This is a genomic window from Rhodospirillum centenum SW (assembly GCF_000016185.1).
GTDB lineage: Bacteria > Pseudomonadota > Alphaproteobacteria > Azospirillales > Azospirillaceae > Rhodocista > Rhodocista centena.
Window position 1 is genome coordinate 3,495,734 of sequence record NC_011420.2, and the last position, 13,918, is coordinate 3,509,651.

Consider the following 13,918-nt stretch of genomic DNA (forward strand, 5'->3'; position numbering starts at 1 on the left):
TCCGAAGACGCGGCGCGGGCCGCGTCACTCTCCGAAGACGCGGCGGAAGATCGTGTCCACATGCTTGGTGTGGTAGGCGAGATCGAACAGGTGGTCGATCCGCTCGGCCGTCAGGTGGCGCATCACCTCGGCATCGGCCTTCAGCAGGGAGCGGAAGTCCTTGCCCTCCAGCCAGACCGGCATGGCGTTGCGCTGCACGGCGCGGTAGGCGTCCTCGCGGCTCATGCCCGCCTGGGTCAGCGCCAGCAGCACGCGCTGGGAATTGTGCAGCCCGCCCAGCTTGTCCAGGTTGGCCTTCAGGTTCTCCGGATAGACCACCAGCCTGTCCACCACGCCGGTCAGGCGGACCAGGGCGAAGTCCAGGGTCACGGTGGCGTCCGGGCCGATCATCCGCTCCACGCTGGAATGGCTGATGTCGCGCTCGTGCCAGAGGGTGACGTTCTCCAGCGCCGGGGTGACGTAGGCGCGGACCATGCGCGACAGGCCGGTCAGGTTCTCCGTCAGCACCGGGTTGCGCTTGTGCGGCATGGCGCTGCTGCCCTTCTGGCCGGGGCTGAAATACTCCTCGGCCTCGCGCACCTCGCTGCGCTGGAGATGGCGGATCTCCGTCGCCAGATTCTCCACCGACGCGGCGATGACGCCCAGCGTGGCGAAGAACATGGCGTGGCGGTCGCGCGGGATCACCTGGGTGGAATGCGGCTCCACCGTCAGGCCCAGCTTCGCCGCGACATGCTCCTCCACCCGCGGGTCGATGTTGGCGAAGGTGCCGACCGCGCCGGAGATGGCGCAGGTGGCGATCTCCGCCCGGGCCGCCTCCAGCCGGGCGCGGTTGCGCGCGAAGGCGGCGTAGTGGCCGGCCAGCTTGACGCCGAAGGTGGTCGGCTCGGCATGGATGCCGTGGCTGCGGCCGATGGTGGGGGTGTGGCGGTGCTCGAAGGCGCGCCGGCGCAGGGCGGCCAGCAGCGCGTCCAGATCGTCCAGCAGCAGGTCGGCGGCCTGCTTGAGCTGCACCGCGAGGCAGGTGTCCAGCACGTCGGAGCTGGTCATGCCCTGGTGGACGAAGCGCGCCTCCGGCCCGACATGCTCGGCCAGATTGGTCAGGAAGGCGATGACGTCGTGCTTGGTCTCGCGCTCGATCTCGTCGATCCGGGCGATCTCCCACTTGCCGCGCTGCCAGACGGCCTCGGCCGCGTCCTTCGGCACCACGCCCAGCGCCGCCATGGCGTCCATGGCATGGGCCTCGATCTCGAACCAGATGCGGAAGCGGTTCTCCGGCTCCCAGATGCGGGTCATCTCGGGGCGGGAATAGCGCGGGATCATGGGCGGACTCTTCGCTCGGGTCGGCACGGAACGGCGCGACCATAGGGGCAAGCCGGCGCTTTGGGAAGCGCACCCGACGCAAGGGCGCCCCGCCCGCGGGGGTGGTTCTCCGGGTTGCCCGTGCCGGTGCCGTGCGGCCTCTCTGCCGGCCTAGGCGAGCCAGAGGCCGGTGTCTGCGGCGGTGGCGATGCGGTTTTCGCCGATGCCCCAGACGAGCCAGTGGCGCAGGGGATCGATGCCGGCGTCGGCGACATCGGGGTTGCGCTGAAGATAGGCCGACAGGTCGAACCAGGCGGAGGGATCGCGGTCCTCGCGCCAGCCGGAGTTGAGATAGTGCTCGTAGCCCGAGCGGACCTGCCCGGCCTCCACCGCCGCGCGCACGTCGGCCCAGCGGGCCAGGTACGCCTCTTCGTCGAACAGCGGGGTCGGGTCGCGCCCCTCGGCCTGACCGAACGCCAGATAGTGCTCCAGGCCGCTCATGACCTGCCCGGCATTGACCGCGGCCCGCACGTCCGCCCACCGGGCGAGGTAGAAGGCCTCGTCGAACGCCCCGCCACCGTCCGGCTGCACCGCCTCGAAGCGCACCGGCAGGGTGACATAGACCACCTGGTCGTCGAACCGGATCAGTTCGACCCCGCTGGCCACGTCCGTGCCCGTCGCCGCCCCGCTCAGCCGCACGCCCCAGGGGCCCGTCGCCTCCAGCGTCACCGCCGAGCGCGCCGCCTCGATGCGGATGACATCGACCCCCGAGCCGCCGTCGATCGTGTCGTCCCCCGTCCCGCCGGAGAGACGGTCATCGCCGGCGCCGCCCTCCAGCAGGTTCGCCGCGGCGTTGCCGATCAGCGTGTCGTTGCCCGCGCCGCCGCGGGCATTCTCGATCACGGCGCCGTAGGCGATGGCGAGGTTGTCGCGTCCGTCATAGGTCGGGGTGGTCAGATAGTCGGCATCCGCCGGCAGGTCCATGCGCTTCTGCGCCTCCGTCGCCCGGATGGCGATGGAGCTGAAATGGCCGTCGCGCAGGTCGATGACGCAGTCCAGCGTCTGGGCGGAGGCGTCGACCGTGTCCGTCCCGCCGCCGTCCCAGATCGTCTCGAAGAATCGCTCGTTCGGTTGCCAGGAATAGACCGTGTCGCCCGCGCGCGTGGCGGTGTTGACGCCATAGAGATACTGGACCGCCAGGATGTCGTAGAGCATCAGCGTGCGCGGCGAGACCAGCGCCGAACCCCACCTGTCCGGGTATTCCACCCAGATTTCCGAATTGTCCGGATAGGTGTAGGACATCACCGTGTAACGCACGCTGTCCTCTGCCACGGAGACGGAGGGCACGCCCTCGAACGGGTGCTTCAGGCCCAGCGCATGGCCCAGCTCGTGGATCACCGTGTTGAAGGCGTCCGTGCCCGGTGTGGGCGCGGCGTTCGCCGCGGAGGCCGCCAGCCAGGAATCGCCCGCGATCCCGCTGGGTGTCGCCGCGGTGATGATGTCGTCCGAGGTGCGGACGGCGAAGGAAGGGTAGTAGGCGTAGCCGGCCAGCGAGCCGTCCATCGCATGGCTGCCGAAGCGCAGCAGGGCGGCCTCCTCGTCCGTCACCTCGGTGAAGCGGATCAGGGAGACCTCTTCATACTGCGCCAGCGCCAGCCGGGTCGCCGCCCGCTGTGCTTCCGTCAGGGTCACGAAGGTCGCGGCCGTCGGCCTGTCGGGGTCCTGGAGCGTGTCGTAGTCCGCCGGCACCGCGGTCAGGAAGGCGTAGGGCACGGTGACGGCGGTGCCCAGCGCCACCGTCGGGGTGAGCGGCTGACCGACGGCGTTCAGCAGGTTCCAACGCGCCGTCGGCGAATCGTCGATCGCTGCCACCAGCGCGTCGATGCCGATCTGTCCCGTGGCGGGGATGGTGGCAAGCCCCCCCTTCGTCTGACGCTCGGCCCCGGCCACGCAGCCCGGGCAGCCGCAGGCCAGCCCCTCATACGCGGTCGTCCTGGTCAGCGCCTGCATCAGCAGGGTGCCGGCTTCCCAGACCGGCGGATCGGCCGGGTCCTGCGGCCGGGAGGAAGGGGCACTGCCGTCAAACGTGCTGCCGTCAAACGCGCTGCCAGTCTCGAAGGCCATGATCCGGTCCGGGACGGAAAGGGGATGCCGAGTATCCCTGTGCGGGAGAGGGACCTCAATCCGTTTGATCCGGTGTGTCCGTGCGGCGATTGCGACTGCGCCCTACATCAGCCCGATGCTCTTGAAGCTGACATGCCGGCCCTTGCCGATGATGACATGGTCGTGGACCACCACGCCCAGCGCCGTGGCGGCCTGGATGATCTGCTTCGTCATCTCGATGTCGGCGCGGCTGGGCGTGGGATCGCCGGACGGATGGTTGTGGACGAGGATCAGGGCGGTTGCGTTCAGTTCCAGCGCCCGCTTCACCACCTCCCGCGGATAGACGGGGGTATGGTCCACGGTGCCGCGCTGCTGCACCTCGTCCGCGATCAGGGTGTTCTTGCGGTCCAGGAACAGGATGCGGAACTGCTCCACCGGCTCGTTCGCCATCGCCCCGGCGCAGTAGTCCAGCAGCTTCTGCCAGGAGGACAGGACAGGCTTGCCCAGCACCTCCTGCCGCGCCATGCGCAGGCCGATGGCGCCGGCCACCTTCAGCGCGGCCACGGCGCCCTCCGTCATCTCCCGCTGGCGGCGCAGGGCGTCGGCCGGGGCGCTGACGACGCCCCAGAGCGAGCCGTGCGCCTTCAGCAGCGCCTTCGCCAGTGGCTTCACGTCGCGCCGCGGGATCTGGAACAGCAGCAGCTCCAGCAGCTCGTAGTCCTGCAGCGCCTCAGCCCCCTGCTCCAGGAAGCGGGCGCGCAGGCGTTCGCGGTGGCCGTGGTAGTGCGGCGCGTCTTCACCGGCCGCGCCTGAGCCTGCCTCCGAGGCGTCCGTGCCGGCCCCGCCGCCTGCGGGTCCGTCGGAGCCGTCGGTTGCCGGCAGGGGCGGGTCCTGCTCCTCCACGCGCGACGGGCGCCTGCGACTGCCTCCCATGCGGGGAATACTCCGGATCGGCTGCACCTGCCGGGAAGTCTAGCAGCAGGGCCGCGCCCCTTCCAGCCGCGGCGGCCGCGGCTGCTGCCAGCATCCCCTTGCGGCCGGCGGCGGTTTCCGGAATTCCGTCGCAGCCTGCGAGCGGCGGCGGCGGCCGTCCCGGAACTCCGCGGCATCCGGCAGGGCACGGCGCTTGCAGGAAACGGCGGATGGCCCGGTCCCCCCGCAGGGGACCCGCATTCCAGGACCTTCGATGACCGACTGTCGTGAGCGTCTCTTCCTGTCCCACCTGTCCGCCCTGTCGCCCGCCCGGCTGGACAGTCTGGCGCGCGAGCGCGGCCCGGCCGTGGTGCAGGAGGCCCTGGCCCGGTTCGAGGTGCTGGTCGTGGAGGAGGGGCGCGGGCTGGTGCGGGCGCTGGAGGCCGGCGGCGGGCCGGAGGCGCGCCGCCGCGCCTTCCTGCTGGAAGGCGCGGCGCTGGAGATCGGCGGGCAGCGGCTGGCCCGCTGCTGCCGCCTGCTGATCGAGCAGCCGGTGGCCGGGGATGCCGCCGCCCTGGTCACGGAGATGCTGACGGAGACGCTGGCCGCCACCGCGCAGGTGCGGTGGCGCTACGCGGTGGCTGCGCTGCCGGATGCCGTGGCGGCGCCGGTCGAGCCGGTGTCGTAGGGCGGCCTGTGCAGCCCGGCGGGGGAGAGGGTGAAGATCTCCACCCCGTCGGCCGTCACGGCGACGGAATGCTCGAACTGGGCCGACAGGCTCTTGTCCCGCGTCACGGCGGTCCAGCCGTCGGACAGCACCTTCACGTCGAAGCGGCCGGCGTTGATCATCGGCTCGATGGTGAAGAACATGCCTTCCTGCAACACGGTCCCCTCGCCGGGCTGGCCGAAGTGCAGGATGCTGGGCGCGTCGTGGAAGACCCGGCCCAGCCCGTGGCCGCAGAAGTCGCGCACGATGGAGAAGCGCTGCGCCTCCGCGAAGCTCTGAATGGCGTGGCCGATGTCGCCCAGCGTGGCGCCGGGGCGCACCACGGCGATGCCGCGCATCATCGCCTCATAGGTCACGTCCACCAGCCGCCGCGCCTTCACGCTGGCGTTGCCGGCGATGTACATGCGGCTGGTATCGCCGTACCAGCCGTCCAGGATGACGGTGATGTCGATGTTCAGGATGTCGCCGTCCTGCAACCGCTTCGGCCCCGGGATGCCGTGGCAGACGACATGGTTGATGGAGATGCAGGTGGCCTTGGGATAGCCCTTGTAGCCCAGCGGCGCGGGCACGGCGCCATGGTCGCGGATGAACTGCTCGCAGAGCCGGTCCAGCTCCTCCGTCGCGGCGCCGGGCACCACATGGGGCGTGATGAAGTCCAGCGTCGCCGCGGCCAGCCGCCCGGCCCGGCGCATGCCCTCGAAATCCTCGGGCGGGTGCAGGGGGATCTGGCGGTCGTCGGTCTGCGGCTCGGCCTCTGCGGCTCTGGTCATCGTCTCGGGTCCAACTGCGAAGGCAAGAAAGGCGGCGGCACGGGCGGTCCTGTGCGGGCCGCCCGCCGCGCGTGGAAATGGGAGAGTACCCTACACGGCCGTTCCCCCGCCGCAACGGCTAATCGCGGGGGCTAATCGCCGGGTCTAACCGCCGGCCAGCCGTTCCCGGCCGTGCGGCGTCCCGAAGTCGATCTCGGGACCGATGGGCACCACCTGCGACGGGTTGATCGTCCGCTGACTGACATAGTAGTGCCGCTTGATGTGGTCCAGGTTCACGGTCCCGGCCACGTCGCGGGTCTGGTACAGGTCGCGGACATAGCCCCAGAGCGCCGGATAGTCCCGGATCTGACGGCGGTTGCACTTGAAATGTGAATAATAGACAGTGTCGAACCGCACCAGCGTCGTGAACAGCCGCCAGTCCGCCTCCGTCGGCCGGTCGCCCAGCAGATAGCGGCGGGTCTCCAGGCGCTGCTCCAGCCAGTCCAGCGTCCCGAACAGGGCCTCCGCCGCCTCCTCGTAGGCGTCCTGGGCGGTGGCGAAGCCGGCCTTGTAGACCCCGTTGTTCACGGTGTCGTAGATGCGGGCGTTCAGCGCGTCGATCTCCGCCGCCAGCGCCGGCGGGTAGAGGTCCGGCACCGTGCGGGTGGCGACCGCGTCGAACTCCCGGTTCAGCATGCGGATGATCTCGCCGGACTCGTTGTTCACGATGGTCCGGCGCTGCTTGTCCCACAGCACGGGCACCGTCACCCGGCCGGACAGGCCGGGCCGGGCGGCCAGATAGACCTCGTACAGGTAGCGCGCACCCGTGAGCGGATCGCGCGCGTCGCTGCCGGGCGGGCCGAAGGCCCAGCCATGCTCCAGCATCAGGGGATCGACCACGCTGACGGTGATCGCCTCCTCAAGCCCCTTCAGGGCGCGGTAGACCAGGGTGCGGTGCGCCCAGGGACAGGCCAGGGAGACGAACAGGTGGTAGCGCCCGGCCTCGGCCGGGAAGCCCGAACTGCCGTCGGCCGTCACCCGGTCGCGGAACTGGCTTTCCGAGCGGACGAAGCGGCCCCCGGTCTTCGCCGTGTCGTACCATTCGTCATGCCAGATGCCGTCCACCAGCAGTCCCATGGTGCTCTCCCGTTCGGTTGCGCGCCGTCCTCTTGTCGAGGCTCCTTTCCAGATGGGCGGTGCGGCGCCCGGTGGCAGCCGCCGGCCTGCGGGACGCAGCGTCCCGCCGTCGGCAACGATCGCCCGCCCGTCAGGCCGACAGGCGCAGCGTCCGGTCGATCCCGATGCCGTCCGGCGTGAGGGCGCAGCCCAGCACCAGCGCCTCCACCCCGTGGTCGAGCGCGACGCGCAGGCCGGCGGCATAGGCCGGGTCGATGTCGGCGGCGATGCGGAACGTGTCGCAGTCGGCCCGCTGCACCAGATAGACCATCACCGCCCGGTGCCCGGCGGCCACCATCGCCGCCAGCTCCTCCAGGTGCTTGGCGCCGCGGCTGGTGACGCAGTCTGGGAACTCCGCCAGCCGGCCCTGGCGGCGCAGATGGACGTTCTTGACCTCGACATAGGCGCTACCGCGCACCGGGTCCTCCAGCAGGAGGTCGATGCGGCTGTTGCGGCCGTACTTCACCTCCCGGCGCAGCGTGGCATAGCCGGCCAGCGCCGGGATCTCGCCGGCCGCGACGGCCTCGGCGACGATGCGGTTGGGGTGGGCGGTGTTGCAGCCCACCAGGGTGCCGTCCGCCTCCACCAGTTCCAGCGTGTAGGGCAGCTTGCGCGCCGGGTTCGGGCTGCGCGACAGCCAGACCGGGCTGCCGGGCGCGTCGATCCCCAGCATGGTCCCGGAATTCGCCACATGCGCCGTCGCCGCCGTGCCGTCGGGCAGCAGCACGTCGGCCAGGAAGCGCTTGTAGCGCCGCACCAGGGTGGCGGGGATCAGCGGGGTCGGGAAGCGCATGGCGGGCCGGGCTGTGGTCGGAGCATGTCCGGGGCGGGCAGACAGCAATGTCCGCAAACCGGCCGGCGGTCTATATCCTTGTGGTCCCGCCCTCCCCGTAACCGCGCCGCGCAGGCCGCCCCCCGGAACCGCACCATGACGACCGAGAGCCAAGCCCCCGCCGCCGCCGATCCGGCGTCCTCCCCCACGGCCGCCCTTCTCATCATCGGCAACGAGATCCTGTCCGGCCGCACGCAGGACGCGAACCTCGCCCACATCGCCCGGACGCTGGGCGGGCTGGGCATCCCGCTGCGCGAGGTGCGGGTCGTGCCGGACCTGGAGGCGGAGATCGTGACGGCGGTGAACGTCCTGCGCACCCGCTACACCTACCTCTTCACCACGGGCGGCATCGGGCCGACGCACGACGACATCACGGCGGCGAGCATCGCCAGGGCCTTCGGCGTGCCCGTGGTCCGGCATCCGGAGGCGCAGGCCCGGCTGGAGCGGCACTATGCGGGTACGGGCATGCTGAGCGAGGCCCGGCTGCGCATGGCGGACACGCCCGCGGGCGCCAGCCTGATCGACAACCCGGTCAGCGCCGCGCCGGGCTTCCAGATCGGCAACGTCTTCGTCATGGCCGGGGTGCCGGTCATCATGCAGGCCATGCTGGCCGGGCTGGTGCCGCGGCTGGTGGGCGGCCCGCCGGTACTGTCGAAGGCCGTCGTCTGCGGCGTGCCCGAAGGCACGCTGGCCGATGCGCTGCGCGCCATCCAGGCCGACCATCCCGATGTGGATATCGGCAGCTATCCCGCCTTCCGGCAGGGCCGCGTCAGCACCAGCCTGGTCCTGCGCGGCACCGATCCGGCCCGGCTGGAGGCGGCGACGGCCCGCGTGGCGGCGATGGTGCGGGCGCTCGGCGACGAGCCCTCGGTGCAGGACGGGACCGGCTGATGGGAGCGGCAGGCGGGGGCGCTACCTGAGTGTAACGGTGCAGCTTTCGCGTCCGGGGGTGCAGTCCTTGCTCGCCAGTTCTTGCTCTGTGTTTATGCGTTAACATGCTGCGCAGAGTTGATGCCTGCCCGGCGTCAAATAGACCGGGGCAGTTGTTGACATCTCCAGTGGGATTTAAATAAATACAAAGAGACCGTCCTTCGACCGGGCGGCAACCATTTCCTGGGCTCTCCGCCGTGCCGTCCAGCCTCATCGAACCGATTCTCCTGATCTCGCTGCTGCTGTTCATCGGCGCGGCCTGCTGGCGTTACGGCGTCGGGTTGCTGTTCGAGATGCGCGGCCTGCAACGCTCCCGCGAGCTGGAGCGGCTGGTGGCGGAGACGAAGGGGATCGTGCGCCAGGCCGCGGAACTGGATCTCGCCTACCGGGAGCAGCGCCAGAAGGCCGATGCCATGCGGCGGGAGACCGGCATCATCAAGCGTCAGGTCGCCGATCTGGCCCGTAACCGCTTCACCATCGTGCAGCCGCTGGGCCGGCCCGCGCCGGAGCGGCGCTGCTTCGTCTTCGAACTGCTGCGGACCGACGCGCCGGGCGCCCGGCAGCCTCCGGGGCAACGCCCGCTGGCCGATCCGCGGTTCTGGCTGCACCGCAGCTATGCCGAAGTGTGGTCGGAGGATGCCCGCACGGCGGCCCGCCTCGTCGAACTGACCTTCGATGCCCGGTCCGGCTTCCGCCGGTCCTCGCTGCTGGAGGAGCGCGCCTTTGGACGCTGACATCGGACTCGGCCTGTTCGCCCTGCTGCTGGTCTGCGGGGCCACCTATTTCGGCATCCGCGCCTTCGTCGCCCTGGCCGAGGGGCGCGCGCGGCTGCGCCGGCTCGATCTCGACCTCGTGGATGCCCGCGCCGAACGGGCGGACCGCGAGGCGATCCGCCAGCGCAACGAGACCCTGCTGCGCACCACCGGAGAGCAGGTGGCCCAACTCACCGTCCAGCTCGAAACCGCCCGCGCCGAGCTGGAGGAGGCGAGGGCGCACAAGCCTGTCCGCGTCCATCTGCTGTCGCGCAAGGTGGAACCGTCCTGGCCCCTCTACATGGCCCAGGTGGATGCCGCGGCCGGCTTCGAGCCGGAACCGGGCAGCCGCGCGGACAGCCGGATCTATGCCGGCCCCGCCCCGGACGAGGCCGCCTTCCGCGAGGAACTGGCCACCCGTTTTCCCGCCGCCGGCGGCTTCACGGTCGGCAGCGTCAGCCTGTTCATGCCCTCGGAAACCGCCCTGGCCGCCCGCCGCGCCGTTGCCTGACGGCGGCGGCCCTGCTGCCTTGGAAAGAGGGGGCCGTCCTCCGGTGCGGATCAGGGACCCGGATCCCGTAACGCCCCCAGCAGGTCGTCGGGAAGCTCCTCCGCTGCCTTCAGCAGGTGGGGCCAGTCGTCGGGCGGGGTACCGCGCCCGAGCATGGCTCTGAACACCGCGTAGGGGTCGGTCCGGCTGCCGCGGGCGCGCAGGGTGTTCTCGTCGTTCACCCAGGCGAACACGATGATCCGGGCCCGGCTGTCGTAGCGGAAGAAGAGCCGGAACCGCTGGCCGAATTTTGCGCGCGACCAGTGCCGGTACGCCTCTCCCATCGTATTGCCGATGCGGTAGTCCGGTTTTCCGGGATCGGCCGGAATGATCTCCAGGACCAGCCTGGCCACGGCAGCCAGCACCCGGACATTGGCGTTCGCCCGGTAACCGTCCGGGTCCGAAGCCCGCGCCCGCGCACAGGCCTCGCTCAGGGAGCGGATCTGGCCGATCATCATGCCGTGGAAGAGCAGCGTCCAGCCGCCCGCGGTCAGAGGCACACGTCCCCCTCGATGGGGGCGTCGAGATCGACCTCGATGCCGTCCAGCGCCTGCCGCAGCGCATCGGTCAGATCGTCGGGCAGCCGCTCAACCCGGCCTGCGGCGATGTCCGCGGCCATCATGGCAAGGAAGGCGCCGATGGCGGGGTCGGTATGCTCCTCCTCCACCGCCTCCAGAACGATCCGGCGCTCTTCCGTCCGGACGCGGATGCGTCCACCGTCGGGAACGCCGAGCAACTGCCGGATGGCCAGCGGAAGCGTCGTCTGCCCTTTGCTGGTCACCGTGCAGATCTTCTCGATCCGTGCCGCAGGCGCCATGACATCCTCCCTGTCCGAGGGGAGAAAGGGTAATGGGAATTCATTACCTGTCAAGGCGCCTGTTGCGGGGCACGGTCCGCGGGGCGGCCACCCCGGGGATGGCCGCCCTCCGGTGTCAGTAGCCGCGGTCGCGGTCCACCACATGCTCCAGCGGCAGGCCGGCGCGGTGGCGGCGGATGCCCTCCACCACCTGCGCCACGGCCGTGCGCGGCTGGGTGATGGCGGCGATGTGCGGGGTGACCACCACCTTCGGGTGGCTCCAGAACGGATGCGTGTGCGGCAGCGGCTCCTCCCGGAAGACATCCAGGGTGGCCCCGGCAAGCTGGCCGGAATCCAGCGCCGCCAGCAGGTCCTGTTCGACCAGATGGCGGCCGCGGGCGGCGTTGATGACGACGGCCCCGCGCGGCAGGGCGGCGAACAGCCGGCGGTCCAGGATGCCGTCCGTCTCCGGCGTCAGCGGCAGCAGGCAGACCAGGATCTCCGTGCGGGCCAGGAACGCGGCCAGCCCCTCCGGCCCGTGGAAGCTCTGCACGCCGGGCAGGGACTTCGGGGTACGGCTCCAGCCGGCGACGTCGAAGCGCAGCGCGGCCAGGGTCCGCGCGGCGTCGGCGCCCAGGGCACCCATGCCCAGGATGCCCACCTTGCGCTCGCGCGCCAGCTTCTGGTGCAGCACGGGGCGCCACACCGCCTCGCGCTGCTGGCGCGCGAACAGGGGACCGCGGCGGTGCCAGGCCAGCACCTGCTGGCAGACATAGTCGGTCATGCCCTCGGTCAGGCCGGGCTCCACCATCCGGACCAGCGGCACGCGCGGCAGGTCGGGATCGGCCAGCAGCGCATCGACGCCGGCACCGACGGAGAACACCACCTTCAGGTTCGGCAGGGTGGCCAGAAGGCCGGGCGGCGGCGCCCAGACCAGGGCGTACTCGACGGCGTCGGGATCGGGCAGTTCCGGCCAGACCCGCAGCGGCACCTCGGTGAGCCGGGTGCGCAGTTCCGCCGTCCAGGCGGCGGGGTCCTCATGCGTGGAAACGAACAGAAGCGTCATGGCAGCAAGCCGTTAGCGGAGGAACACGTCACCGCTTATCCCACACGGGGGCGGAACGGGAAACCCCTGCCGGCCGGGGTCGGTCGGGGGCCTATCCGGGCGGATACGGCGCTGCTTTCCTGGTTGCGGTCTGAACCGGAACCGGATCGCTGCCGCCAAAGAAGAACCCCGCCGGGCAGGCCGGCGGGGTTCAAGGCTGCCTGATCGGAGCGGCCGATCAGAACCGCATCAGAACTGGAACTGTACCCGGGCGGCCAGGATGTCGGCCTCGACGTCCTTGCCGGTCGGCTTGTCGCTCTCCGCCATGATGTAGTTCAGCATGAAGCGGATGGCGGCGTTCGGATACCAGTTCAGGCCGAAGGTCCAGAGCGTCTCCTTGCCCGGCCGGTCGAAGGAGGAGCCGCTGCTGCCCGCACCGGCCGAGGCGTCCACGAGGTCGGCCTGGCTGTAGCGGACGGCCACTTCCCAGGCGCCGATGCCGCCGGTCGGGGTGAACGGCCACGCCGGCTTCACGCCGGCGAACTCGCCGACGGTGTAGTTGCGGCGCTCGCCGGTCAGCACATAGCCGGCCGACACGTAGAAGGCGTCGAACTCGGGGTCGTTGAACGGGTTGACCGCGTTGGTCCCCGGAACGCGCTCCTTGGTGTTGGCGCCGAACACGGTGTACTCGCCCGCCGCCCAGAGGTTGCGGTAGTTGCCGCCGACATCGACGCCGTAGCCATAGGCCGAGTCGATGTTGGTGATGTTGACCGAACGGGTCAGGCGCTGGGTGCTGGAGCCGATGCGCGCACCCGGCCGGTCGTCGAAGCGGATCGCGGTGCCACCGGCGCTGGTGGTGCCGGCTTCGGGCTGGACCTGATAGACGCCCGAAGCGCCGATGCCCATGCCGCCCATGTTGGTGTCGATGACGCGATAGGCGGCACGGCCCAGGATGTTCACCTGGTCGTCGCCGGTGCCGGTGCCGATGCGGTTGCCGGTCACGTAGGCGGCGACGATGTGGCGGTCGCTGCGGTTGGTCACGCCGATGGCGGTGCGGCCGTCGGACGCACCGATGTTCACGATGTAGTTGGCGGCCGGCGCCCGCTCCATGAACGGGATGTCGTTGGAGGAGGTGCTGTCATCCAGGGTGAACTTCGGCTGCATCACGCCGATGTCGAAGGTCCAGCCCTTGATGCCCCGGTAGGACACGTTGGCGGCCTGCAACTCGATGCCGTTGCCGCGGTTCGGGGCGGCGTTGAAGGTCAGCTCGACGGCCCAGTCATTGTACACGGTGCCGTTGATGCCGAAGAAGGCGCGGCGGATGTTGAAGCCGTCGGTCAGGTCGGGGATACCCTGGTCCTCCTCGGGGAACCAGGCGCCGTAATCGGCATGGACGCGCATGCGGATCGCCATGTCGAACGCCTTGTCGGCGGTGCGGAACCGCGGACGGCCGCCTTCCACCGAAACGGTCGGAGCGTCGGACACCTTCTTGCCGACGGCGGAGATGTCCTTCTGCAGCGACTCCTTCAGCGACGTCATCTGGCTCTGAAGCGCCTGGATCTGACGGTTCAGCGCTTCGATCTGGGCCTGCTGCGAGGCGGTCTGGCCCGCCGGGGTCTGGGCGAGGGCGGTGCCCGACGCCAGCGTCGCCACACCGAGGACGGTGCCGGCGAGCAAGGTGGTCTTGAACGTCATTGTTGTGCTCCGTTCGGGATTCAGACGCCGTGGTGCCCGCAACACCCACGGATTCCCGAACGCGATCCGGGCCCCCGATCGGAAATGGTGTTCCAGGCCGCCGAAGCCCTACCAAAGCTGTATGACACCTCTAATGAACTGAGATTTCAGTTTTGTTTCAACCTGACGGCGCGGCGCCACTGTGCCTGTCGCGCCACACATCCTTTTGCGCGGGGGACGGGTTACCCCGTCCGGCTGAGAATGTGACCAGGCATCCACGGGGGCGGAGAATCCGTCCGCACAAAAAGGTTGAGAACGCGATTCAGTCGAGCAATGTTGGCGAGCGCAGGGCCGGCGCGGGGAAACGGCGCAG

General features: G+C 70.3%; 14 protein-coding genes. 4 read left to right on the forward strand and 10 right to left on the reverse strand.

Annotation, left to right across the window (positions count from 1 at the left end; translation table 11 throughout):
• Positions 1 to 24 precede the first annotated feature (24 nt).
• The 3 genes from purB to radC form a co-directional block, all read right to left on the reverse strand.
• The gene (gene purB, locus RC1_RS16220) at positions 25 to 1,320 is read right to left on the reverse strand and encodes an adenylosuccinate lyase (protein WP_012568525.1); all 1,296 of its coding nucleotides are present in this window, start codon (positions 1,318 to 1,320) and stop codon (positions 25 to 27) included.
• 150 nt (positions 1,321 to 1,470) lie between these two features.
• Positions 1,471 to 3,423: a M10 family metallopeptidase gene (locus RC1_RS16225; protein ID WP_012568526.1), complete on the reverse strand. Its 1,953-nt coding sequence runs from the start codon at positions 3,421 to 3,423 to the stop codon at positions 1,471 to 1,473.
• Positions 3,424 to 3,525: 102 nt separating this feature from the next.
• Complete coding sequence (radC, locus tag RC1_RS16230) at positions 3,526 to 4,335, reverse strand: RadC family protein (protein ID WP_083759347.1); 810 nt, start codon at positions 4,333 to 4,335, stop codon at positions 3,526 to 3,528.
• A 253-nt stretch (positions 4,336 to 4,588) separates the two neighbouring features.
• On the opposite strand from radC, the gene RC1_RS16235 reads away from it, so the two are divergent.
• A complete protein-coding gene (locus tag RC1_RS16235) occupies positions 4,589 to 5,002 on the forward strand; it encodes a hypothetical protein (RefSeq protein ID WP_041785462.1) in 414 nt (137 codons plus the stop codon).
• Here the strand turns inward: RC1_RS16235 and map are convergent.
• From map to sfsA, 3 genes are all read right to left on the reverse strand, one after another.
• Entirely contained in the window at positions 4,945 to 5,811 is an 867-nt protein-coding gene (gene map, locus RC1_RS16240) for a type I methionyl aminopeptidase (protein WP_012568528.1), read from the reverse strand. The two genes, RC1_RS16235 and map, sit on opposite strands and share 58 nt — an antisense overlap.
• A gap of 144 nt (positions 5,812 to 5,955) precedes the next feature.
• Positions 5,956 to 6,927 (reverse strand): glutathione S-transferase family protein, encoded by a 972-nt coding sequence (locus RC1_RS16245; RefSeq protein ID WP_012568529.1) that lies wholly within the window; start codon positions 6,925 to 6,927, stop codon positions 5,956 to 5,958.
• Between the two features lie 130 nt (positions 6,928 to 7,057).
• Complete coding sequence (gene sfsA, locus RC1_RS16250; RefSeq protein WP_012568530.1) at positions 7,058 to 7,759, reverse strand: DNA/RNA nuclease SfsA; 702 nt, start codon at positions 7,757 to 7,759, stop codon at positions 7,058 to 7,060.
• Between the two features lie 135 nt (positions 7,760 to 7,894).
• Here sfsA and RC1_RS16255 point away from each other — a divergent pair, with 135 nt between their 5' ends.
• The 3 genes from RC1_RS16255 (at position 7,895) to RC1_RS16265 (ending at position 9,991) form a co-directional block, all read left to right on the forward strand.
• Positions 7,895 to 8,689, forward strand: a complete 795-nt coding sequence (locus RC1_RS16255; RefSeq protein WP_012568531.1) for a competence/damage-inducible protein A — start codon at positions 7,895 to 7,897, stop codon at positions 8,687 to 8,689.
• A 236-nt stretch (positions 8,690 to 8,925) separates the two neighbouring features.
• Entirely contained in the window at positions 8,926 to 9,462 is a 537-nt protein-coding gene (locus tag RC1_RS16260) for a hypothetical protein (protein ID WP_012568532.1), read from the forward strand.
• The gene (locus RC1_RS16265) at positions 9,452 to 9,991 is read left to right on the forward strand and encodes a hypothetical protein (protein WP_012568533.1); all 540 of its coding nucleotides are present in this window, start codon (positions 9,452 to 9,454) and stop codon (positions 9,989 to 9,991) included. The genes RC1_RS16260 and RC1_RS16265 overlap by 11 nt, the downstream gene beginning before the upstream one ends.
• Positions 9,992 to 10,041: 50 nt before the next feature.
• On the opposite strand, the gene RC1_RS16270 is transcribed toward RC1_RS16265, so the two are convergent.
• The 4 genes from RC1_RS16270 to RC1_RS16285 all read right to left on the reverse strand — a co-directional run bounded on the left by RC1_RS16270 (position 10,042) and on the right by RC1_RS16285 (position 13,566).
• Positions 10,042 to 10,530 (reverse strand): type II toxin-antitoxin system YhaV family toxin, encoded by a 489-nt coding sequence (locus RC1_RS16270; protein ID WP_012568534.1) that lies wholly within the window; start codon positions 10,528 to 10,530, stop codon positions 10,042 to 10,044.
• A complete protein-coding gene (locus tag RC1_RS16275; protein WP_012568535.1) occupies positions 10,521 to 10,847 on the reverse strand; it encodes a type II toxin-antitoxin system PrlF family antitoxin in 327 nt (108 codons plus the stop codon). Before RC1_RS16275 ends, RC1_RS16270 begins: the two co-directional genes overlap by 10 nt.
• Positions 10,848 to 10,962: 115 nt before the next feature.
• Entirely contained in the window at positions 10,963 to 11,892 is a 930-nt protein-coding gene (locus RC1_RS16280; protein ID WP_012568536.1) for a 2-hydroxyacid dehydrogenase, read from the reverse strand.
• 228 nt (positions 11,893 to 12,120) lie between these two features.
• Positions 12,121 to 13,566, reverse strand: coding sequence for a porin (locus tag RC1_RS16285; protein WP_012568538.1), 1,446 nt, complete (start codon positions 13,564 to 13,566; stop codon positions 12,121 to 12,123).
• Between the last annotated feature and the right edge of the window lie 352 nt (positions 13,567 to 13,918).